Source organism: Micromonospora sp. NPDC049301, assembly GCF_040678715.1.
GTDB lineage: Bacteria > Actinomycetota > Actinomycetes > Mycobacteriales > Micromonosporaceae > Micromonospora.
On the sequence record NZ_JBFAQO010000004.1, the window covers coordinates 183,998 to 204,125 of the forward strand.

The following is a 20,128-nucleotide window of genomic DNA, read 5'->3' on the forward strand; positions in this document are numbered from 1 at the left end:
CGGGCGTTCCGGTCTAGCCGGCGCGCCCGGCCCGGCGGCGGCCAATCAGGTGAACGCCGAGGCTCACCGCCGTGCTGCCGATCGCCATCCCGATGAGCACGAGGACCGCCCCGACCGCCCACAGCCCGCTGTCGTCGCTCGTCGCTGCCCGCCACGACCAGGCCGCCGTGAAGGCCACCGTCATCACCGGCGCCACCAACCACGGGCTCAGCCGCCGGGCGGCGAGGGCGGCGAGCAGCGCGAGGGTCAGCACGCAGCCGATCACCTGCCACGGCTCGTACGGCCCGCTGGACGAACCCGTCTCCGGGTCGATGGTGTACTCGGTGTCCCAGCCCAGCCAGAGCAACCACACCCCGACCGTGGCCACCGCCAGGAACAGAGCCCCGAGCAGTGCGCGCGTACCCCTCGTCGATGTCATCCGGGGATCATCCCCCGTCCGGCGCGGTACGGGAATGAGCACCGGTACCCACCCGTGACGACCGCTCGTTTGCCACTGTGGACGAACGGCGCCCACCTGCTGTGCCGGAACGGATCCTCCGCGCGGCTGTGCCGTCACCGTGAGCGTCCGGACCGATCCCGGGGCCGACGCGGGTCGGTGGTCCGGCGTCGTTCAGGGCTGGACACGGGCGAGGAAGTCGCGGACCAGCCGGACCACCTCGTCGAGGTGCGTCTCGAGCAGCCAGTGGCCGCCGTCGAGCAGGTGCAGGTCGGCCTCGGGCAGATCCCGCAGGTAGGCGTGGGCCGCGCCGGCCGGCATGTAGCCGTCGTGCGGCCCCCAGACGATCAGGGTGGGCGGCCGGTGGGTACGCAGGTACTCCTGCTGCCGCGGGAACCAAGCGACGGTGCTGCCCTGGTCGGCGAGGAGGCGGAGCCAGACGTCGCGCCGTCGTGGATCCGCGACCAGCGCCCCGGAGAGTCGCCACAGGTCCGGGCTCACCCGGTCGGCCAGCCGTTCCGGCAACTCACCCAGGAACTCGCGCCGGAAACCGTCCTCGTTGATCGCGGCGGCCAGTTGGGCCCGGCCCTCGTCGGTCGGATCGCGCCAGAACCGTTTGAGCGGCTCGTACTTGGGCCCGTGCTGGTCGGGGTAGATGTCGCCGTTCTGAACGATGAGACCGACGACCCGCTCCGGCGCGGCCATCGCCAGGCGCAGCCCGAACTGGCTGCCGTAGTCGTGAAGGTAGATCACGTAGCGGGTCAGCCCCAGCGTCTCGGTGAACCGCCGGAGCAGGTCGGCGTGCGCGTCGAACGTGTACGCGAACCGCCCGGGATCGGGTGTGTCGCTGTAGCCGAACCCGGGGTAGTCCGGCGCGACAGCCCGCCACCGGTCGGCCAGCGCGGGCAGCAGATGGCGGAACTGGAACGACGACGACGGGTAGCCGTGCGGCAGCAGCACCACCGGCGCGTCGGCGGCGCCGGCCTCGCGGTAGAAGATCCTGATGCCGTCGACCTCGACCGTCCGGTGGCGCACAGCGGTCCCGGTCATGACATCTCCTCAACCACGGCTGGGCGGACCCCTCGACGGTGCCAGAAGCGGTGACTGGTCGCCGCCGAATCCGACCTGTCGGGCCCCGCCGGGTCAGACCGCCGGCACCGGGCCGGTCGAGTCACGGACGACCAGCAGGTGCCCGGTGGAGCGGCGCCGGGGACGCGTCGAGCGGGGCTTGAGCGCGAGGCTGAGTGCCGTCCGGCCCATCTCGGTCATCGGCAGTCGGATGGTGGTGAGGCTGGGCGCGAGGTCGGCAGCCACGGAGACGTCGTCGAAGCCGACGACCGACATCCGTTCGGGCACCGGGATGCGGCGGGCCCGCAGCGTCGACAGCACGCCCATGGCCATCGCGTCGTTGAGCGCGATGATCGCGGTCGTCTCCGGGTGTTCGTTCAGGATCTGCTCGGTGACCGCCCGGCCGCCGCCCCGGGTGAAGTCGCCGTGCACGACGGCGAGGTCGGTGGGCGGCAGCCCGCGCTGCCGCAGCGCCGAGGAGACGCCGGCGAGCCGGTCGGCGACCGTGGTGAGACCGACGCTGCCCGCGGCGACCGTGATCCGCCGGTGGCCGAGATCTATCAGGTGGTGGGCGAGCGCGTTGCCGCCCGCCTCGTTGTCCGGCAGGACGGCGTCGACGCCGAGGGCGTGCCGCCCGATCGCGGCGACCCGGCCCCCGTGGTCCTGGAAGGCCGCCAGCTCGGCCCGGGCTTCGGCCTCCACCCGGGGGTCGTCGTACCCGGAACCGCTGATCAGGATGATGCCGACCCGCTGGGCGATGAGGTGGCGCAGCTGTTGCAGCTCGTAGTCCGGGTCCCGGCCGGACTGGCAGATCTGCACCAGCAGCCCCTGCTCGGCGGCGAGTTGGATGACGCCGCCGGCGATCTCGGAGAAGTAGGGGTCGTCGACCTGGTGGACGATCAGGCCCACCGTGGAGCTGGCGCCGCTGGCGAGGGTGCGGGCGTACGGGTTGGCGACGTACCCCAGCTCGCGGGCGACCTGCCGGACCCGGTCGGCCACCTCGGCGCTGACCCCGTCGCGGCCGGCGAGGGCCCGGGACGCGGTCGCCAGCGAGACGTCGGCACGTTCGGCCACGTCGACGAGGCGCGGCCGCTGGCCAGCCCTGGGCATCGGCAACTCCCCGGGAATATCCATGTCACGCGATCTCTTGCCTGTCGCGCTGATCGAAGCCTAGGGTACGTAAGCGCTTACGTAAGCGCTTACGTAGACGGCACCGGCGTGCCGCGAAATGAGGTGAACGCGATGTCCAGGGCCAGACGAGCCGCCGTCGCCACCATTTCCCTGCTGGCGATCGGCGCACTGACCGGCGCGGGGGCGCCTCCGGCACAGGCGAGCCGTGACCATCCGTCCGACGTCCACCCCGCCCTGCGAGCGCACCTGGTCGCCGCCTACGACTTCGACCACCCGGTGCCGGGCGACCCCGCGCTGGAGCGCGACCAGGGCCGCTCCGGCACCGAGATCGAGCTGGTCAACGGCGGCGCCGCCATGCGCGTACGGGACCACGCCTACCGGGGCAGCGGCCATGCGCTGCAGACGCGGCAGGTCGACCCGGCGCTGAACGGCAACGACGACTGGAAGGCGGGCACCTGGTCGGCCAGCGGGGTGCGCACCCTGCGCGCCTTCAGCGCCACCGCGGGCACCACCGTGATGGGCTGGTTCAAGCTGGAGATGGACAGCCCGCTGCCCAACTCCACCACCGCCGACCCGAACGACCGGTACAACGCCATCGGGCTGGCCGGGGTGCTGACCGGCGACTCCGACGGTCACGGCGTCCGGGCGTTGCTGGAGCTGATCGACGTCAACGGGGAGCTGCGCCTGGTCGCGCTCGGCCGGCGTCTCGACGGCGGCAACTCGCAGACGTTCGCGGCGAGCCAGGACTGGCGTGACCTGCTGCCGGCAGGGGAGTGGGTGCACCTCGCCGCCACCTTCGACTTCGGCACCGGCGCCCTCGCCCTGTACCGCAACGGCGAACCGGTGGAGGGCTTCTACACCCGTACCGACGACCCGTGGCTCGTGTCGGGTCCCGGCCCGCACGTCACCACGGCCTCCGACCCCCGCGGCATCAAGATCGGCGGAAGCTTCCCGCAGGACACGCTGGAGCGCAACCCGTGTGACTGCCGCATGGACGGCCTGATGTTCCTCGACAGCGTGGTCTCCGCGAGCGACGTGCGGAGGCAGTACCGCCACCTGGCCCGCTGACCACCCTCGGCACCGTCCCACCGAGAAGGAGACACGCGTGCTCATCCTCCACGACAGCGCCCGCAGGATCCGCGGATCCGTGCTGACGGCCGGCCTCACCGCCGTCGTGCTGATCCTGTCCACCGTGCTCGCGACGCCCGCCCGGGCCGCCGGCGCGGTCTACGACCCGGTCCCCGAGATGCCGATCCAGTCCCGGCTCGGGCTGGTCCTCAGCGAGTACGCCAGCTTCCCGCAGTCGCAGCCGAACCCGGCCCCGACCGACCAGCGGCTCATGCGTACCGCCCGGATCAACACCATCATGGAGCTGCCCGACGGCTCTGGCCGACGCGCGGTGCCCGATCTGAACGGCAGCCTCTACCTCGTCGAGGGCGGCGTGCCGCACGTCTACCTCGACGTGGCGGCGACCTTCGCGCCGCAGTTCTTCTCCGGTCGCGGGTTGGGCCAGGGCTTCGGCTACGTCGCCTTCCACCCGGAGTTCGGCACCAACGGCCGGTTCTACACCATCCACACCGAGCTGGCGTCGGCGGCGACCACCCCGCCGGACTACGCCCAGGCCGGCACGATCTACCACGGTGTCATCACCGAGTGGACGGCGACCGACCCGAGCGCCAACACCTTCGCCGGCACCCGGCGGGAGGTGCTGCGCATCGGCTTCGGCGGCCAGGTGCACGGCATCCAGGAGATCAACTTCAATCCCACCGCGAAGCGCCACGACGCCGACTACGGCCTGCTGTACCTGGCGGTCGGTGACGGCGGTCTGGGCGTGCGCAACACCGACCCGCAGAACCTGGGCATGCCGCACGGCAAGCTGCTGCGCATCGACCCGCGTGGCACCACCTCCGCCAACGGTCGGTACGGCATTCCCGCCACGAACCCGTTCGTCGGCCGGGCCGGCGCGCTCGGCGAGATCTACGCCCTGGGCTTCCGCGACCCGCACCGCTTCAGCTGGGACCGGGCGACCGGTCGGATGTACCTCGGGCACATCGGTGAGCACGCCATCGAGGCGATCTACGAGGTCCGCGCCGGCGACAACTTCGGCTGGAGCGAGCGCGAGGGCTCCTTCGTGTTCGACAAGGCGGCCACCAACCCCTGTGACCGGCTGTACCCGCTGCCGGCCGACGACGACCGGTACGGATACACGTACCCCGTCGCCGCGTACGACCACGATCCGGCCGCGGACTGGAACTGCACCTCGGACGTCGGCGTCGCGGTGGCCGGCGGGTTCGTCTACCGGGGACGCGCGGTGCCCGCGCTGCGCGGCAAGTACGTCTTCGGTGACCTGGTCGACGGCCGGGTGCTCTACACCGAGGCGAACGAGATGCGCCGAGGTCGTGGCCTGGCCCCGATCCACCAGCTCGCCCTGTTCAACGCCGAGGGCAGCCCGGTCCGGATGCGGGACCTGTCCGGGCCCGGCGCGCCCGGCGACCCGAACCGCGTCGACCTGCGCTTCGGCACCGACGCCGCCGGCGAGCTCTACGTGCTCGCCAAGGCCAACGGAAAGATCTGGAAGGTCACCGGCACCCGCGTCTTCGCCAGCGGCGACGTCGGGCACACCACCCTGCGCCGCACCGCCGGGGCGTCGAACTGGGCGCCGGTGACGCCGGCCAAGTGGCAGTTCACCCACGACCAGGTGATCCTGGCCGAGGCCGGGGTCAGCCGGCCGGGCCCGCGCCGGCCGTTCGAGTACGCAGTGCTGACCGCCGGGCCGGCCTGGTCCTCGGTCGAGGTCGAGGCACGGGTACGGCTGGACACGCCGGTGGAGGTCACCAACCGGGACGTGATCATCGTCTTCGGCTGGCGCTCGGACACCGAGTTCTACTACGCCCACCTCTCCACCGACAACACGATCTATCCGCACAACGGCATCTTCAAGGTCAACAACGCGGACCGGGAACGCATCGACCACCAGTGGAACGGTCGGTCGCGCGGCGCCAACCCGGCGATCACCGATGCCGACTGGCACCGCGTGCGGGTCGTGCACCTGCCGGCCACCGGCGAGATCGCGGTCTACGTCGACGGGCGACGGGACCCGCTGATGACCGCGAAGGACACGACGTTCGGCTCCGGGCGGGTGGGCTTCGGCTCGTTCGACAACGTGGGTCGGCTGCGCGGCATGACGGTCACCGGCACGCCGGCCTGACCCGGTCGTGGTGGGGACGGCGGCACGAGTGCCGCCGTCCCCACCGTCACGGGCGCCAGACCCGCCGGAGTGGATCACCGTCGGTACCGGCCGGTCGGCCGAGCCGGCCCGGAGGGGGCCCTTCGGTTCGTAGAATCGCTGCCATGCCGCAGATCGTCGAGTTGCTGGCCTCGCCCGTGCACCGCTTCCTGGGCCGGCCCGCCGACGGCCCGGCGCCGGCCCCGCCCGGTGAGCTGGTCGACGTGGTGCGGATCCGGGCCGGCCTCGGCATCGTCGGCGACCGGTACTTCGGCCAGCCGGCACACCGCGACGCGAGCGTGACGGTGATCGCCCAGGAGTCACTGCCGCCCGGCATCGGCCTGGCGGAGGTCCGCCGCAACGTCCTCACCGCCGGCATCGCCGTGGACGAACTGATCGGCAAGGTGCTGGTGCTGGACTCCGGAGACGGCCCGGTCCGCCTGCGGGTCAACCGGGCCGCCCGCCCCTGCGCCTGGATGGACGTCACGGTCGGCCCCGGAGCCTGGAAGGCGCTGCGCACCACCGGCGGCATCCGCTGCACGCCGCTCAACGACGGCGTGCTGCGCGTCGGCCCGGTCGACGCCACCGCGCAGCGGACACCCGCGTCGTAGCGGCCACCACGTACCGTGCGGCCGGCATGCCGTCCACAGTGCAGAGACGATGCGAGTCGTGACGGCGGCGGGGCCGGGCGGGGTGAAGCGGTCGTGCCTGTCGGTTAGGCTCGGCCCGTTCGGCCTTGGGGAGGGCACATGGCGGCAGATCCGGTCAGCGGCGACTTCACGCGCATGTTGGACGCGACAATGCAGGCGTTGGGGGCGGTCAGCGCACCGGCGGCCGACGCGGACGGGGAGCCGGCCGAGCCGCCGGCCGGCGAGGCCGCGGACGGTCAGGTTCGTGCCGAGCTGGGCCCGGACGGTCGGCTGCGCTCGCTCTGGGTGGAGCCCCGGCTGATGCGCCTCGGCTCCGAGGAGCTGACCGAGCACATCACCACGGCCGTCAACGCGGCGATCGACGCGATGCGGGGCGCCACGACGCCGCCGCAGGCCGGTGACCTGTCGCAGCTGCGCGAGCAGTTGGCGGAGGTCCGCGACACGGCGGTGCCGCGACTCGGGTCGTTCCTGGCGGCGCTGACCGAGGCACAGGACCGGCTGGCCCGGGGCGGCCCGCGATGAGCGGCAACGGGTTCGAGGTGGAGCCGCAGACGCTGCGCGACGCCGGCACGACCGTCGCCGATCTCGCGGGCCGCTTCCTGGGCGAGCTGGACGGCTTCGAGGCGCAGATGACCGGTTACGGCGAGCCGTGGGGCGCCGACGACATCGGCTCGCTGATCGGGGTCGCCTACACCGAGGTCGCCGCGTACGTCTTCGACTGCCTGGGGATGGCGGCGGAGGAGATCGGCTCGGCCGGCGGTGATCTGGGCACCATGGCCGACGCGTACGACCGGGTCGACGAGGACGGCGCGGGCACCATGCGCTCGCTGGCCGGCGGACTGGGGTAGCGGGATGGGGTTGCAGCTACCCGGTGAACTGGTCACCGCCCTGGGCTGGATCGGCTACACCTGGCCGGAGGGCGACGAGGAGAAGCTCTTCGAGATGGGCCAGGCGTGGATCGACTTCGCCGGCCGGATCGGCGCCACGGCCGGCGAGGCGGACGCCGGCGCGGCACAGGTCTGGTCGCAGAACGTAGGGCCGGCGGTGCAGGCGTTCCAGGGCTGGTGGACCGGCGAGCAGCACGGCCCGCTGGTGCTGCGCGACGCCGCGCAGGCGGCCGTCATCCTCGGCGCCGGCCTGATCATCTGCGCGGTGATCGTCCTGGCCCTGAAGATCCAGATGATCGTGCAGCTGGCCATCCTCGCGTTCCAGGTGGCGCAGGCGATCGTCACCGCGGTCGCCACCTTCGGGGCCTCGCTGGCCGAGATCCCGATCTTCCAGATGATCACCCGGGAGATCGTCGGTCTGCTGATCGAACAGGTGATCGGCCAGCTGCTCGATGCCTAGCAAGCCGAGGAAGGGGCGCGGCGCCGCCGCGAAGCCGGCCGCCGGCAAGATCGTCCGCAAGGCGGTCGAGAAGCTGGAGAAGCCGATCGTCCGGGTCACCGGACCGGATCACAGCCTGCCGACGAAGGTCATCCGGGTCCAGCGCAAGGACTTCCACGCCACCTCGCAGTTCCGCCGCAAGATGGCCGCGCTGAAGAAGCTCAGCGACGAGGGCAAGCTCTACAAGGCCACCAACCCGGTCGCGCGCGACACCAGCCTCACGGACGGGTACAAGGCGCGGATCCGGCAGAAGATCTGGGACAAGTACTGGCCGCACGACAAGGATCTGGCCAACCGGCTCAGCGAGCGGCTCAGCAGCTACCACCCGGACCACGTCTGGGAACTCCAGCTCGGCGGGCCGGACACCGTCGACAACCTCAAGCTGCTGCATGGTAGAACCAACACGGACATCGGTTCGCAGATCTGGGGGCAGATCCAGACCTTGCCGGACGGGACCCCGATCCGAATAGAGGTGGTGGATTGACCCCCGAGCTGCACCAGCTCATCGAGGAGCTGCGGGCCGACCTGGCCGAGGACGAGCCGGCGAGCCTGGGGTACGCCCAGTTCGGCGACGGCGCCGCCACCGACGCCGTGCCGGCGGACCTCCCGGCCGACCTGCGGGATCTCCTGTTGGTGGCCGACGGGCTGCGCGCCGGCCGGATCGAGCTGGCGTCCACGTCCACCCTCGCCGGCATCCAGTACCACCTGGACTACGCGCCGGACTTCTCCGCCATTCCGGAGGACCGGGCGGGCTGGCTGGTGATCGGCACCCGCAGCGACGAGCCGATCTTCATGGACCGGGGCACCGGCGCGATCTGGTACTTCCCGCCCACCGGCACCGAGTGGTTCATGTCGGACGCCTTCGAGGAGCTCGCCCCCGACCTGGATTCCTTCGTGCACTACTACCTGCTCGGCCCGGGGTACGCCGACCTGACCCCCGCCGACGACCAGTGGTTCGCCTTCCTCGACCAGCAGGGCCTGCTCGACGAGGACGACGACGAAGAGTCCGACGACGACGCGAGGGACGGGCGGTGACCGTCACCCGCGAGGAGCTGGTCGCGCTCTGGGGCGAGCGGGGCGTCATCTACTTCCCGGACCAGCGCTTCGAGACGATCCTCGGCCCGCTGGGGCCGGAGGTGTTTCCGCCGTACGGGGCCCTGCCGGTCGAGGTGCCGATCCTGTTCACGGTCGACGTGACCGCGCCCGATGTGGAACTCTTCTCCACCCTGCGCATCGAGGTGGGCGACGAGGCGCCCGGCGCGTACATCGTGCTGGGCAGTTCCCCCGAGGATCCCTTGCTGCTGTTCTGCCTGGAGGCGGCGACCGGCGCGGTGCTGCTGCTGGACCTCCAGACACCCAACCTGGAGACCGTCAACAGCAGCTTCGCCGCGTTCGTGGAGTTCCTCTACCGGCTGGGCCAGCTCATCGCCACCGACCCGGGCGGCCGGGAGCGGGCGGCCCGCGCCGTGCAGATCCGCGCCGGCGTGCGGGAGGTCGACCCGGCGGCGTTCGCCGATCCGGAGTCGTGGTGGAGCCTGGCGTTCGACGAGTTGGAGTCCACGACCTGAGCCTGTCGCGCACGCGGCCCGTCACACCGGGCTGATGTGCGCGGCGAGCACCCGCCAGCCGTGGGCGTCGTCGTGGATCCAGGTCCGGGTGTACCGCAGGCGTGCCGCGAACGGCGTGCCGTTGAACAATCCGGCCACCCGGCCGAGAAAGAACGTCACGCCGGTCGACCCGGCGACGAGCAGGTCCAGCTCCTCCTCGACGAGTTCCTCGATGACCGAGATGCGGTCCCGGTGCGCGGCCAGGTCCTCCCGTTTGGTGTACCTGCCGCCCTCCGGGCCGATGGCGATCAGCTCGTCGACGAGCAACTGGTCGAGGGCCGCCACATCGCTGGCCCGCTGCGCGGCCTGCAGGGCGCGCTCGGCATCGAGCAGTTCCGCCTCGCGTTCGCTGTCCGGCATGGTGCGTCCTCCTGATCGGGGTCGCCCCGGCGGCACCGTCCACCGGGCTGTCCGCATTGTGGCAGCCAGCGCGCCCCGGACGGGTGCGGATCGGCCGCCGGCCGGTCGTACCCGGTGGCGGGCGCGCGTCGCGTCGACGCGGCGGCGGTGGGCCGGCGGCCGGCCGGCGGCTAGGCTGCGGGCATGACAGACCGGACCGGCCGTCGTGGACACGCCGCCGAGGCGGCGCGGCCGGTCGAGGCGGTCGTGCGGGAGCTCCTGGCGGTCGGTCCGGCCGGCTGCTCGTGGCTGCTGCCGGTGCCGGACGACGGTGGGCCGGTCGTGGACTTCCGGATCGCGGCCACCAGCGGCCAGGGCCACGACATCTACGGCCGGGGGGTCGAGCGGGTGGGCGCGCGGCTCACCGAGCTGTACCCGAGCATGGTCGACGGCCCGCTCTGGCGGCTCTACCTCGACGTGCTGGCCACCGGGTCGTCCGGTCGGCTGGCCGACTTCCGGTACGTGGAGAAGCGCACCGGCGTCGTCGCCGACTCGCTGTTCGACGTGCACGTGCACCGGGTGCTCGGCGGCCTGCTGGTCTCCTGGCAGCGGCTCGACGAGGACCGGCGCCGGCTGGATCGCACCGAGTTGCTGGGCAACCTCGGCTGGGCGGAGTACGACCTGGCCAGCGGGGTCAGCCAGTGGTCACCCGGGATGTACCGGATCTTCGAGCGCGACCCTGCGCTGGGCCCGCTGTCGCGAGCCGAACAGGCCGCCGCCCTGCTCCCCGACGACTACATGCTGCGCGAGGCGGCCTGGCAGACGCTGGACAGTGGAGCCTCCTCGGACGTGACGGTCCGGTTCCAGACGGCGGGTTCGGTGAAGTACCTGCGGGTCCTCTCCGACGTCTCTCGGGACGCGGACGGCGCACCGTTGAAGATCCACGCCGTGGTGCAGGACGTGACGGCCCGGGTCGACTCGCGGACCGCCATCGAGCAGCTCAGCGACCAGCTGAAAACCCGGGAGATGACGGCGCTGGCCGAGCACCGGCTGGCCGGGCAGTTGCAGACCCTGATCCAGCCGGTGCCCCGCGAGCCGTTCCCGCTGGCCGGTCTGGAGGCCATGGTCAACTACCTCCCGGCGGAGAGCGCGGTGCGGGTGGGCGGGGACTGGTACCACGCGCAGACCCTGCCGGACGGGCAGGTCGTGCTCGCGGTCGGTGACGTGGCCGGTCACGGGCTGGACGCCGCCAGCGGGATGGCCCATCTGCGCTTCGGGCTGGTGGCCTGGCTGTCGACCGGCATCCGGGACCCGGCGGTGCTGCTCGGGCACCTCAACCGGCTCTGCGGTCAGCTCGCGATCACCGGGACCGCGGTGGTCGCGGTCTACGACCCGTCGACCCGGGTGCTCCGCTGGGGACGCGCCGGGCACCTGGCGCCGCTGTTGTCCCGCGACGGCGAGACCCGTCCGCTGGACCGGCCGCCGGGCCTGCTGCTGGGCGCCGACGACGACACGGTGTACCCGGTGCTCACCCCGCGCCTGCGTCCGGGCGACCTGGTGCTCTTCTACACCGACGGGCTGATCGAACGGCGCGAACCGGTGGAGGACCGGCTGGATCAGGTGTGCGGGATGCTGTCGGCGTTCTCCGCCGCGCCGGCGGAGCGGCCCCTCGGGCGGCTGCGTGACCTGCTGCACCACCCCAGCCCGGACGACGACACCTGCGCCCTGGCCGTACGTGTGCTGGCCTGAGCCGCCCGGCTCAGAGGCCCAACCGGATCCGGACCACGGTCTCCTCCGGCCCGGACAGCACGGCGACGTCGTCGCAGACCTGCTCCACGATCGCCAGCCCGCGACCCCGTAGCGCGTCGGCGGGCGGCATGTCCCGGCCGAACGCCGGCACCGGCCCCCGGTCGATGACGTCGCAGACCAACTGATCCGCCTCGGCCCACAGCCGCACCCGGCCGCCGCCGGTGGTGTGCTGCAACGTGTTGGTGGCCAGCTCACTGACCGCCAGCGTCAGCAGCTCGACGCGGTGTGGCGGCAGGCCCCGAGCCAGGGCCGCGGTGCAGACGAACGCGCGCAGCGCTCGCAGGTCGGTTGCCACCTGGTACGCCATCGCCTCCGTGACATGGGCGGACGCGGACTGCCCGGCCACGGTGCTGGTCTCCCGACGGTCGGCCGTCATCAGCCCACCCGCCGCGAGTCGTCGCTGGGTGGGCGCAGCAGGTCGCCGACGCCGGTGATGTCCAGGACGGCGGCGACCGGCCCGCTGGCGTTGACCGCGTACATCCGCCGACCGGCCGCGCGGGCGGCCTGGTGGGCGGTCACCAGGCTGTGCAGACCGGTGGAGTCGAGGAAGCGCAACCCGCCCACGTCGACCACGACCACGGGCGCGCCCCGGACCGCCGCGGACAGCACGGTGGTCAGCTCGTCCCGGGTGGCCAGGTCGCACTCCCCGGACAGCGTGACCACGATCCGGCCGGGTGCCGTGGACGTCCGGGCCTCGAAGTGCGGCATCTGGCAGCAGCAACCTTCCTCGTCGGCTCAACCGTTGTCGGCACATCATGTCATCTGATCGCCCGCCGGTCGTGTCCTCCGTTCGGCGGCGATCGGCGGCGTGCCGTCCCGAACCGACGGCCATCCCCGGCGGCCCGGGGCAGCCCGCGCAATCGGTCGCTACGGGCGGATGTCGAGGGCGCCGATCAGGTTGTCGCGCAGCGTGAACCGGTACCGCAGCTCGATCGGGCTGCCGGGGAAGTCGCCCGACACGCGCGTGCGGACCTGGTACGAGTTGCCCGGCTGCGGTGTGACCGCGACCGGCTCCGCGGTGTACGAGTAGGCCTCCATCGTCCGCTGCCGCCAGGAGCGGATCGCGGCCCGTCCCTCGTGCAGCCGGTCCTCGTCGGCCACGGTCGCGGTGTCCGCGAAGCAGGCGACGAAGCCCTCCAGGTCTCCGTCACCGACGGCCCGGAAGTACCGGTCGATCACCTCAGGCAGGTCGACCGCCATCTGCTCCTCCTGCGGCCCGGGCCGCCATCGGGCAGCCGAATTCCCCGTCCGACCCACGGTACGAGACGGTGCCGTGGCCGCGCCGAACAACCACCAGAACCCGCGCGGCGTCGGCCCGCTCTCCGCTCGGGGGTCGGTAAGGCGGTTCGGAAACCGGACACCCGTCCCGCGCGGACGCACCGTGACCGGCGTCGGGTTTGCCACCGGTGGGCGCGGGTAGCCACGCGACTCCGGAACGAAGGGCGGGGGGCATGGCCGAGCTGACGTTCGTCGACAAGGTTGCGGCGCGGGCGGGCGTCCCGCCCGAGCAGGCGCGACCGCTGACCGAGGCGGTTCTGCGCACCCTCACCGAGCGGCTGAGCGGCGGCGAGGCGGCGGCGCTGGCCCCCCACCTGGCCGCCGAGTTGAGCCCACTGCTGGTCAAGGTCGCCGAGGCGCCCGAGGCGTTCGGCTACGACGAGTTCCTGCGGCGGGTGGCCGACCGCGCCGGGACCGACCGACCCACCGCCGAGCGTGGCGCCCGGGCCGTGCTCCAGACGATGCACCGGGTGGTGGGGCACCGGGAGTTCGAGGACGCCCTGTCCCAGCTCCCGGCGGACCTGAAGGAGCTGGCCCAGCCGCTGCCGCAGGGACCCTGACCTGGCCGTCGTCCCGGCCGTTCTGGACGCGCGGGGCTTCGCAGGTCGATCTTCGGTACGGCCGGGGCGCTCGGCGTGCTCACCACCATGCTCGCGGCCCGACGGTGGAGCCGCCACGGCACACCCGCCGCCCCGCGTCTGGAGGGCGGCGGGCGCCTGCTGATGGCGCTGGCCGCAGTCGCCGCGCTGGCGGTCGGGGTGGCGGCGGCGCCGGCCGGTGCCGAGCGGGGCTTCGTCGTCGTGGTGACCGGCGTCCTGGCCGCCGCGCTGGCGCAGGACGCCCTGGTCGCCGGCGACGTGAGCCGGGCTGCGCGGGGCGCGGCCTGACCGTTGCCGGCCCGACCACGCCCCGCGCAGCCTGGGATCGCTACCCGCCGGTGATCACCCACTTCTGGTGTGCGCCGCCCGCGTACGTGCCGATCTGGATCTGGGTGCCGTCGGCGGTGCCGGCGCCGGCGGCCTCCAGCACCTTGCCCGACTGCGGGTTACGGATCGACCCGTCGGACTGCGGCTGCCACACCTGCGAACCGGTGCCGTTGCAGGTCCACAACTGCACCTTCGTGCCGTCGGCGGTGCCGCCGTTGTCGACGTCCAGGCACTTGCCCAGGGCCCGGTACGTGTCGCCGACCCGGCTCCACGACTGCGCGCCGGTGCCGTTGCAGGTCCACAACTGCACCCTGGTGCCGTCGGCGGTGCCCGCGTTGTCCACGTCCAGGCACTTGCCGCCGACGCCGTTGATGCTGCCCCCGCCGCCGGCGGCGCCGTAGACCTCCAGCTCGTAGATGCGCGCGGCCGGATCAGTGGTGCTGGTCGGCGCGGTGATGGCCAACCGCACGTAGCGGGTGCCGGGCGCGGCGACGTCGTGCGTGGTGGTGCTCGCCGTGTTGCCGGCCACCGTGGCCCGGGTGGTCCAGGTCGTGCCGTCGGGGCTGGAGGCGACCGTGAAGTCCCGGGTGTTCCAGGCGGTGTTCTCACCGCCGGCGCCGGCATGCTTGACCACCACCCGGTTCACCGCGTAGCTGGCCCCCAGGTCGACCTGGAGGAACCTGGTGGTGCCCTTCGAGCACCACTTGTCGCCGTTGCCGCCGGCGACGCTGCCGTTGACGGCCTTGGCCGGGCCCTCGGTCGCCGAGCAGGAGCTGTCCGCGGTGGCCGTCTTGTTGAGCGCCAGGTTGGTCCCGCCGGTCGGCGGCGGGGTGACGCCCGGGATGGCGTTGAGCGTGTACCAGGCCTCGGTGCTCCACAGTGACTGCCCGCTGGTCGAGGTGAACGGACGAGGCGAGCGCAGGTGGACCACGTGACCGGCCTTGCGCCCGTTCACCGCCAGGGTGACCTTCTTTCCGTCCGCCGAGAGGGTCGCCGAGCTGACGCTCAGCGTCTCCTCGTCGATCTTCGGGCCGCCGTAGCTGGACGTCGGCTGGTACCGCCATTGCTTGATCTTGTAGTGCGTGGCCAGGTTGGCGGCGGTCTCGGCGGAGACCGGCTGGGTGTACTCCACCTCGAACCCGGCGGTGGTGGCCCGCATGGCCAGCATCTCGAAGGTGCTGGTGCTGTTCGGGGTCAGCTTCTGCAGGCCGTACGACAGCTTGCCGGTCTGTCCCCAGTTGCCGCCCGCGCCGAGCCCGCCGACGTAGATGGCGCCGTCCGGGCCGACGTTGACCTCGGAGACGCCCGCCTCCAAGCCCTGGGTGAGCCGGAACAGGGCGCCCTGGTACTCGCCGTTGACCTTCTCCACGTTGGCCCTCTGCAGGCCGCCGTAGGTCACGTCGCCGATGACGAACTGGCCGGCGTACCGGCCGCTGGTCAGGTAGAGCGGGGTGCTGGGCGAGTTGGCGATCTCGTTCTGTGGCATCCAGAGCACCGGCGGGGTGACCGGGTTGGCGTCGAACGGGCCGGCCGGGTTCATGTAGTGGTTGAAGAACCGGCCCTGCTTGATGTGCACCAGCTTGGACGAGGGCAGCCAACCGCCCTGGTTGTCGGTGACGAAGATGCCGCCCTCCGGGCCCCAGCCGATGCCGTGCGGGGTCCGCAGCCCGCCGGCCACGTAGCTGACCGCGCCGGTGTCCTTGTTGACCTTGAGGGTGGTGCCCCGGTTCACGGCCGGCTGCGGGTTGGTGGTCGCGCCGCCGGAGTTGATCGAGACCGACAGGTTCAGGTAGAAGAACCCGTCCTGGTAGAGCAGGCCGAACGCGAACTCGTGGAAGTTGCCGCCGTACGACCAGGTGGCAACCGTCTGGAGCTGGTCGGCCACCTCGTCGCCTGTGGTGTCCACCAGCCGGGTCAGCCGCTGCTTCTCCGACACGTAGACGACCCCGTCGACGACCTTGAGCCCCATCGGCTCCTTGAGGCCGCCGGCGATCTTCTTGGTGGTCACATTGCCCGGCCCGGACGTGCCGCCGGTGTTGCCCATGATCCAGACCTCACCGTCCTGGGAGGTGCCGGACTGGTCGCTGCCGCCCCACGTGGAGATGACCAGCCGGCCGTCAACCAGCCAGTCCATCCCGGTCACCTTCGGCTGGAAACCGCTGGGCCGCAGGTTGGTCAGCGTGTAGCCGGGGTGCACGCTCGTCAGCGGCAGGCCGTCGCCGGGGGAGTCGGTTACCCCCTCGCACTCCTTGCGGCCCGGTGCGGTCACCCGGACCACTCCGGCGTCGGTGCTCAGCGCCGAGTTCGGCACGACCACGAAGGACGACGAGCCCGGGGTCTTCCACTCCAGGGTGATCTGCTGCCCGCCGTCGCGCTCGAAGTGGTCGATGCGCAGCGGGTGCAGCCCGGCGGTGAGGGTGACCGTGCCCTCCTTGGGCGGGGTGGCGCCGTGCAGGCCGTCGTGGTTGATGACCACCGTGTTGTCGATCGACAGTTTCGACCCGTCGTCGCTGCTCAGCCGGAACGTGTAGCTGCCGGCCTGGGTGGTGGTGATGTTGCCGAGCACCTGCGAGACGAAGTAGTTGTCGAAGCCGAAGTCGGCGGTCGACGTCCAGTTGATCGTGGACATGAGCTTGTCCACGTTCGGGGTCTGCGCGGGCTTGAGTGTGCAGATCTCGGAGAGCGGCACCTGCACGTCGAAGACGCGCAGCGTGACGCCCGGTTCCTGCTCGGGGGCGGCGCCGGCCGGGTCGGCCCAGAAGCCGGCGGCGAGGACGAGTGCGAGCGCACCCAGGACAGGACTGCGGAATCGGCGCAGCAGCCGTGTGCCCATCGTTCCTCCAGGGGAGAGGAGTGTCCGACGGCCGGCGTGAAGCGTTGGGGTGGTGATGGCCGTCGGCCCGGCTCCGAAACGTCCTCGACGCCGACGAGTGACGATGCGGAAACACCGGGTTGATGGGTCGAGACATTAAGTTGTTTCGATCTGCCTGTCCATGCCTTCGCATCGATATATCGAAAGTTTGCGATGTTCGGCCGAAAGTTCGCGGCATTGATCCGGTCATCGCCGGAATGTCCACGCAACTCGACACCGGGATCACGGGGACGGTGTCCGCCGAGATCGCCTCCGGAAGTCGGGTGTTCAGCTACCGGCGAGGAGAAGCGCCTGGCGGGCGTCGACGGTCTCCTGGTGATCCGGCCCTCGGCGAGTTTCGAGGATGGTCAGCGCGCGCTGGGCCAGGCCGCGGGCGATGGTCGCCTGACCCAGTTGGCAGTGCAGACGGGCGAGCGCGGTGAGGGCGCAGCCGACATCCGGGTGGTCGGGGCCGTACGCCGTCTCGTGGATGTGTACCGCACGGGCCGCCAACGGCAGACCACGGGCGGGCTCACCGAGGTCGTCGTGCAGCCGCGCCAATATCGTCATGACGACACCGACGTACGGGTGATCGTGGCCGTAGCCGCTCTCGTAGATGCGCAGAGCCCGTTCCGCCTGCTCGACGGCCTCGGCGTGCCGGCCGAGTTCGCGATTGACCCGGGCGAGGATGTTCAGGGCCCCGCCCACGTACGGGTGACTCGGCCCGACCGCCGTCTCGTCGATCGCCAACGCGCGCTCAGCGAACGGAAGCGCCTCGGCTGGACGGCCGAGGTCGTCCAACACCCACGCGAGCACCTTCAGCACACCACCCAGGTCGGCATGGTCCCGGCCCAGCTGCGTCTCGTAGATCGCCAGCGTCCGCTGGGCGAGCGGCAGGGCGAAGGTGGGTCGGCCCATGTCACGGTGGATCCGTGCCAGTGTCATCAGGGCGGAACCGAACGCGGCATCGTCCGCACCGTGCACCGCCTCGGCGACCGTGCGGGCCTGCTCGGCCATGGGCAGCGCTGAGATCGGGTCACCGATCGTCCGGAGATATCGGGCCGCGAGGTTCACGAGCGTGGCGACGCTCGCGGACGGGGGTGCGGCCCCGGCGACCGTGATGACGTGCGGAAGGTTCACCTGCCAGGCCGGCCACCGGGACGGGCCGCTCTCGACGTCCGCTGGCAGTGCGGCCAGGAGCAGATCGCACAGGGTGTGCTGTGCGGCCTGACGCCGCTCGGGTGTCAGGCCGGAGCGCACCGCGGCCTGGACGAGCCGGTGGACAACCAGCCGGTGCCCGTTGCGCCTGGCCAGACTCAGCCCGACCATGTCACCGAGGACGGCGCTCCACTCGACCGGGTCGAGGCACGCGGAACGCACCGGCTCATCCAGCAACGTCGGGTGTCGGGAGAAGAGCTCCGTCGGGATGGGTTCCGGGGCCAGCAACGCACACAGCTCGAGGAGGTCGACGGCGGCCGGCCGAGTGCGGTTGAGCTGTTGCAGATTCATCTCCCACAGGCGGCCCACGACAACGCCCGGCCGGTCGGCGACCGTGCCGTGGCCGAGCATCTGGTCCAGGCGCAGGGCCAGCAGCCGCACGTACTCCTCAGGCGGCGTGGCGGTGCGCTCCAGGAAGGCCGCCGCCTGCTCCAACGCCAGCGGCAGATCACCGAGCAACTCGGCGATCCGGTCGGCGAGGGCGTCGGTCAGGCCCGGCACCCGCTGGACCAGGAGGTCGACCGACTCGGCACGGTCGAAGAGGTCCACGTCGACAGTGCTGCCGCGCGCCCGCCAGCCGGCCCGGCGCGTCGTCACGATCACGTGGCCGGTGCGCGCCGCACGCCCGGAGGGCAGAAACCGCACCAGGTCCGCCGGTTCCTCACCGTTGTCGAAGATCAGCAGCCAGCGCCCGCGCTGCGCCAGCAGGCGGTACACCGCCCCGACCACCCGGTCGGGCTGTAGCTCGTTGATCCCGAGTTCCCCGGCCATCGCCACGAACTGGGACATCAGGATCTCGGGTCGTTCGGCGTCGATGAACCCGATGAACCGGTACCTGTCCTGGTGGCGGTAGGCGTACTCGATCGACATCTGGGTCTTGCCGACTCCGCCCATCCCGTGCAGCGCGTGGACCGAGGCGGTGCCACCCGAGGTGAGCGCCGCACGTAGCCGGCGCAACGCGGACGCTCGGCCGGTGAAGTTCGGGTGACGGGCCGGCAGGCGGAAGGTGTCCACCGGGACCTGGGCGGTCGACCGTCCCGGCCGGGAGGCTGGCCACAGACCGATCACCGCCACCGGAGCCAGGAGCATCAGGATGAGCCACGGGTAGCGGCGGACCAGATCCATCGGGCCGGGCCAACGGTCCTGAGTGGAGGCAGCGTTGAAGGCGAGGCTCCCCACGAAGAGCACGGCCAACCCTGCGCCAACGGAAAACAGCGCCCTGATCCCACCGCCCGGTCGCATGGTTAGTACTCTGCCGCACCGTACGGCCGCACGGAATGCCGCCGAAGCGTCACGCCCAGGCCCGGACGGATGGCGGACGACGCCCCACCCGCGCGTACCAACCCCTCGACCACACGCCCTAGCGCCGGCCGCGACGAGCGGGGCCCCGGCGCGCACCACCGCGCTGACGCGCGGCGCCGCCGGCCCGGCCCGGCGCGGGTTTGCGGCGGGCCGCCACCACGATGATCGCGCCGACGACCACCACGATGATGGCCGGCACCATCCATGCCTGGAACGTCTTCGCCGGCCGGGCCGGAGCCGGTGCCGCCGCCGGGCTGCTCCCCGGGGCCTCGGTCGCGCCGGCCACGCCGGGGCTCGCCGACGGGGTGCCCTCGATCAGGGCGAGCAGGGTGGGCGCCGGCCCGTCCGTGGGCGGCGACCAACCGGACGGCGCCGCCGTGCCGGGGCCCTGGTAGTCGAAGGTGACGCTGCCCCGCACCGCCTCACCGTCCGAGGCGACGGAGAGGTAGTTGGCCGTGTACCGGCCCTTCGCCGGCCAGTGCGCGACGGACACCATGGCCGGGAAGCCGGTGTGGTACAGCCGCGGCTCGAAGACGCCGTTGACCATGAAGTACTCCTGGACCGGCTTGTCCAGGCGCTTCGGCTCGCCGTACGACCAGCCGCTGTCCACCCGGGACCCGTTCGGGCCCGTGACGGTGAAGTGGGCGTTGGAGGCCGGCTTCTCGGTGAAGTACAACCCCAGCTGTGTCAGCGGCTCGCGGACCACGGTGCCGGTCAGCGGGGTGGAGGTCGCCAACTGGCCGTGCGCGGACGCCGGAGCGGCGGGCAGCAGCAACGACACCGTCAGCGTCACGGCCAGCGCCGCCACAGCTCGGCTCAGGACGTGACGGGCAGTGACCAGCCTCGATCGCATCCGTTCATCATGGTCATTTCCCCGCCGCCGAACAAGACGTAGAGTTCT

The 20,128-nt window shown here is 72.0% G+C and carries 22 protein-coding genes; 12 read left to right on the plus strand and 10 right to left on the minus strand.

The features are described 5' to 3' along the window. Nucleotides 1–13: 13 nt before the first annotated feature. From AB0K07_RS13785 to AB0K07_RS13795, 3 genes are all read right to left on the minus strand, one after another. Nucleotides 14–418: a hypothetical protein gene (locus AB0K07_RS13785; protein WP_363754832.1), complete on the minus strand. Its 405-nt coding sequence runs from the start codon at nucleotides 416–418 to the stop codon at nucleotides 14–16. Between the two features lie 192 nt (nucleotides 419–610). After that, nucleotides 611–1,486 (minus strand): alpha/beta hydrolase, encoded by an 876-nt coding sequence (locus tag AB0K07_RS13790; RefSeq protein WP_363754834.1) that lies wholly within the window; start codon nucleotides 1,484–1,486, stop codon nucleotides 611–613. 93 nt (nucleotides 1,487–1,579) lie between these two features. Then, nucleotides 1,580–2,614: a LacI family DNA-binding transcriptional regulator gene (locus AB0K07_RS13795; RefSeq protein ID WP_363754836.1), complete on the minus strand. Its 1,035-nt coding sequence runs from the start codon at nucleotides 2,612–2,614 to the stop codon at nucleotides 1,580–1,582. Between the two features lie 132 nt (nucleotides 2,615–2,746). On the opposite strand from AB0K07_RS13795, the gene AB0K07_RS13800 reads away from it, so the two are divergent. From AB0K07_RS13800 to AB0K07_RS13840, 9 genes are all read left to right on the plus strand, one after another. Continuing rightward, nucleotides 2,747–3,703, plus strand: a complete 957-nt coding sequence (locus AB0K07_RS13800) for a LamG-like jellyroll fold domain-containing protein (protein ID WP_363754838.1) — start codon at nucleotides 2,747–2,749, stop codon at nucleotides 3,701–3,703. Nucleotides 3,704–3,740: 37 nt separating this feature from the next. Continuing rightward, the gene (locus tag AB0K07_RS13805; RefSeq protein ID WP_363754840.1) at nucleotides 3,741–5,843 is read left to right on the plus strand and encodes a PQQ-dependent sugar dehydrogenase; all 2,103 of its coding nucleotides are present in this window, start codon (nucleotides 3,741–3,743) and stop codon (nucleotides 5,841–5,843) included. A gap of 143 nt (nucleotides 5,844–5,986) precedes the next feature. Beyond that, the gene (locus tag AB0K07_RS13810) at nucleotides 5,987–6,472 is read left to right on the plus strand and encodes a molybdenum cofactor biosysynthesis protein (protein ID WP_363754842.1); all 486 of its coding nucleotides are present in this window, start codon (nucleotides 5,987–5,989) and stop codon (nucleotides 6,470–6,472) included. Between the two features lie 138 nt (nucleotides 6,473–6,610). Beyond that, nucleotides 6,611–7,033: a YbaB/EbfC family nucleoid-associated protein gene (locus AB0K07_RS13815; protein ID WP_363754844.1), complete on the plus strand. Its 423-nt coding sequence runs from the start codon at nucleotides 6,611–6,613 to the stop codon at nucleotides 7,031–7,033. Next, nucleotides 7,030–7,359, plus strand: coding sequence for a hypothetical protein (locus AB0K07_RS13820; RefSeq protein WP_363754846.1), 330 nt, complete (start codon nucleotides 7,030–7,032; stop codon nucleotides 7,357–7,359). The genes AB0K07_RS13815 and AB0K07_RS13820 overlap by 4 nt, the downstream gene beginning before the upstream one ends. Before the next feature lie 4 nt (nucleotides 7,360–7,363). Further along, nucleotides 7,364–7,858, plus strand: a complete 495-nt coding sequence (locus tag AB0K07_RS13825; protein WP_363754848.1) for a hypothetical protein — start codon at nucleotides 7,364–7,366, stop codon at nucleotides 7,856–7,858. After that, nucleotides 7,851–8,381, plus strand: coding sequence for an endonuclease (locus AB0K07_RS13830; RefSeq protein ID WP_363754850.1), 531 nt, complete (start codon nucleotides 7,851–7,853; stop codon nucleotides 8,379–8,381). The genes AB0K07_RS13825 and AB0K07_RS13830 overlap by 8 nt, the downstream gene beginning before the upstream one ends. Further along, a complete protein-coding gene (locus AB0K07_RS13835; protein ID WP_363754852.1) occupies nucleotides 8,378–8,932 on the plus strand; it encodes an SUKH-4 family immunity protein in 555 nt (184 codons plus the stop codon). The genes AB0K07_RS13830 and AB0K07_RS13835 overlap by 4 nt, the downstream gene beginning before the upstream one ends. Next, nucleotides 8,929–9,465: an SUKH-4 family immunity protein gene (locus AB0K07_RS13840; RefSeq protein WP_363754854.1), complete on the plus strand. Its 537-nt coding sequence runs from the start codon at nucleotides 8,929–8,931 to the stop codon at nucleotides 9,463–9,465. Before AB0K07_RS13835 ends, AB0K07_RS13840 begins: the two co-directional genes overlap by 4 nt. 21 nt (nucleotides 9,466–9,486) lie before the next feature. Here the strand turns inward: AB0K07_RS13840 and AB0K07_RS13845 are convergent, their stop codons facing one another. Further along, complete coding sequence (locus AB0K07_RS13845; protein ID WP_363754856.1) at nucleotides 9,487–9,864, minus strand: nuclear transport factor 2 family protein; 378 nt, start codon at nucleotides 9,862–9,864, stop codon at nucleotides 9,487–9,489. A gap of 183 nt (nucleotides 9,865–10,047) precedes the next feature. On the opposite strand from AB0K07_RS13845, the gene AB0K07_RS13850 reads away from it, so the two are divergent. Continuing rightward, nucleotides 10,048–11,592 carry a SpoIIE family protein phosphatase gene (locus AB0K07_RS13850; protein WP_363754858.1) on the plus strand — a complete coding sequence of 515 codons (1,545 nt, stop codon included), beginning with the start codon at nucleotides 10,048–10,050 and terminating at the stop codon, nucleotides 11,590–11,592. 10 nt (nucleotides 11,593–11,602) lie between these two features. Here AB0K07_RS13850 and AB0K07_RS13855 read toward each other — a convergent pair whose 3' ends face one another. From AB0K07_RS13855 to AB0K07_RS13865, 3 genes are all read right to left on the minus strand, one after another. After that, entirely contained in the window at nucleotides 11,603–12,028 is a 426-nt protein-coding gene (locus tag AB0K07_RS13855; protein ID WP_363754860.1) for an ATP-binding protein, read from the minus strand. Further along, nucleotides 12,028–12,360 carry an STAS domain-containing protein gene (locus AB0K07_RS13860; RefSeq protein WP_363754862.1) on the minus strand — a complete coding sequence of 111 codons (333 nt, stop codon included), beginning with the start codon at nucleotides 12,358–12,360 and terminating at the stop codon, nucleotides 12,028–12,030. Before AB0K07_RS13860 ends, AB0K07_RS13855 begins: the two co-directional genes overlap by 1 nt. A gap of 159 nt (nucleotides 12,361–12,519) precedes the next feature. After that, the gene (locus AB0K07_RS13865; RefSeq protein WP_363754864.1) at nucleotides 12,520–12,852 is read right to left on the minus strand and encodes a nuclear transport factor 2 family protein; all 333 of its coding nucleotides are present in this window, start codon (nucleotides 12,850–12,852) and stop codon (nucleotides 12,520–12,522) included. Between the two features lie 251 nt (nucleotides 12,853–13,103). Between AB0K07_RS13865 and AB0K07_RS13870 the strand changes: the two genes are divergently transcribed. After that, complete coding sequence (locus tag AB0K07_RS13870; RefSeq protein ID WP_363754866.1) at nucleotides 13,104–13,490, plus strand: DUF2267 domain-containing protein; 387 nt, start codon at nucleotides 13,104–13,106, stop codon at nucleotides 13,488–13,490. 75 nt (nucleotides 13,491–13,565) lie between these two features. Next, nucleotides 13,566–13,817: a hypothetical protein gene (locus AB0K07_RS13875; protein WP_363754868.1), complete on the plus strand. Its 252-nt coding sequence runs from the start codon at nucleotides 13,566–13,568 to the stop codon at nucleotides 13,815–13,817. Nucleotides 13,818–13,857: 40 nt separating this feature from the next. Here AB0K07_RS13875 and AB0K07_RS13880 read toward each other — a convergent pair whose 3' ends face one another. The 3 genes from AB0K07_RS13880 to AB0K07_RS13890 all read right to left on the minus strand — a co-directional run bounded on the left by AB0K07_RS13880 (nucleotide 13,858) and on the right by AB0K07_RS13890 (nucleotide 20,080). Further along, the gene (locus AB0K07_RS13880; RefSeq protein WP_363754870.1) at nucleotides 13,858–16,689 is read right to left on the minus strand and encodes a ricin-type beta-trefoil lectin domain protein; all 2,832 of its coding nucleotides are present in this window, start codon (nucleotides 16,687–16,689) and stop codon (nucleotides 13,858–13,860) included. A gap of 306 nt (nucleotides 16,690–16,995) precedes the next feature. Continuing rightward, complete coding sequence (fxsT, locus tag AB0K07_RS13885; protein ID WP_363754872.1) at nucleotides 16,996–19,113, minus strand: FxSxx-COOH system tetratricopeptide repeat protein; 2,118 nt, start codon at nucleotides 19,111–19,113, stop codon at nucleotides 16,996–16,998. Between the two features lie 172 nt (nucleotides 19,114–19,285). Continuing rightward, on the minus strand, nucleotides 19,286–20,080 hold the full coding sequence (locus AB0K07_RS13890; protein WP_363754874.1) for a copper resistance protein CopC: 795 nt from the start codon (nucleotides 20,078–20,080) through the stop codon (nucleotides 19,286–19,288). Nucleotides 20,081–20,128: the final 48 nt, after the last annotated feature.

Excerpts from the sequence above, each read along its gene's own strand:
- AB0K07_RS13860 (WP_363754862.1), bottom strand. The coding sequence starts at position 12,360 with ATGCCGCACTTCGAGGCCCGGACGTCCACGGCACCCGGCCGGATCGTG.
- AB0K07_RS13800 (WP_363754838.1), top strand. The coding sequence starts at position 2,747 with ATGTCCAGGGCCAGACGAGCCGCCGTCGCCACCATTTCCCTGCTGGCG.
- AB0K07_RS13790 (WP_363754834.1), bottom strand. The coding sequence starts at position 1,486 with ATGACCGGGACCGCTGTGCGCCACCGGACGGTCGAGGTCGACGGCATC.
- AB0K07_RS13810 (WP_363754842.1), top strand. The coding sequence starts at position 5,987 with ATGCCGCAGATCGTCGAGTTGCTGGCCTCGCCCGTGCACCGCTTCCTG.
- AB0K07_RS13825 (WP_363754848.1), top strand. The coding sequence starts at position 7,364 with ATGGGGTTGCAGCTACCCGGTGAACTGGTCACCGCCCTGGGCTGGATC.
- AB0K07_RS13785 (WP_363754832.1), bottom strand. The coding sequence starts at position 418 with ATGACATCGACGAGGGGTACGCGCGCACTGCTCGGGGCTCTGTTCCTG.
- AB0K07_RS13850 (WP_363754858.1), top strand. The coding sequence starts at position 10,048 with ATGACAGACCGGACCGGCCGTCGTGGACACGCCGCCGAGGCGGCGCGG.
- AB0K07_RS13870 (WP_363754866.1), top strand. The coding sequence starts at position 13,104 with ATGGCCGAGCTGACGTTCGTCGACAAGGTTGCGGCGCGGGCGGGCGTC.
- AB0K07_RS13890 (WP_363754874.1), bottom strand. The coding sequence starts at position 20,080 with ATGCGATCGAGGCTGGTCACTGCCCGTCACGTCCTGAGCCGAGCTGTG.
- AB0K07_RS13820 (WP_363754846.1), top strand. The coding sequence starts at position 7,030 with ATGAGCGGCAACGGGTTCGAGGTGGAGCCGCAGACGCTGCGCGACGCC.
- AB0K07_RS13855 (WP_363754860.1), bottom strand. The coding sequence starts at position 12,028 with ATGACGGCCGACCGTCGGGAGACCAGCACCGTGGCCGGGCAGTCCGCG.
- AB0K07_RS13830 (WP_363754850.1), top strand. The coding sequence starts at position 7,851 with ATGCCTAGCAAGCCGAGGAAGGGGCGCGGCGCCGCCGCGAAGCCGGCC.
- AB0K07_RS13845 (WP_363754856.1), bottom strand. The coding sequence starts at position 9,864 with ATGCCGGACAGCGAACGCGAGGCGGAACTGCTCGATGCCGAGCGCGCC.
- AB0K07_RS13795 (WP_363754836.1), bottom strand. The coding sequence starts at position 2,614 with ATGCCCAGGGCTGGCCAGCGGCCGCGCCTCGTCGACGTGGCCGAACGT.
- AB0K07_RS13880 (WP_363754870.1), bottom strand. The coding sequence starts at position 16,689 with ATGGGCACACGGCTGCTGCGCCGATTCCGCAGTCCTGTCCTGGGTGCG.
- AB0K07_RS13815 (WP_363754844.1), top strand. The coding sequence starts at position 6,611 with ATGGCGGCAGATCCGGTCAGCGGCGACTTCACGCGCATGTTGGACGCG.
- AB0K07_RS13865 (WP_363754864.1), bottom strand. The coding sequence starts at position 12,852 with ATGGCGGTCGACCTGCCTGAGGTGATCGACCGGTACTTCCGGGCCGTC.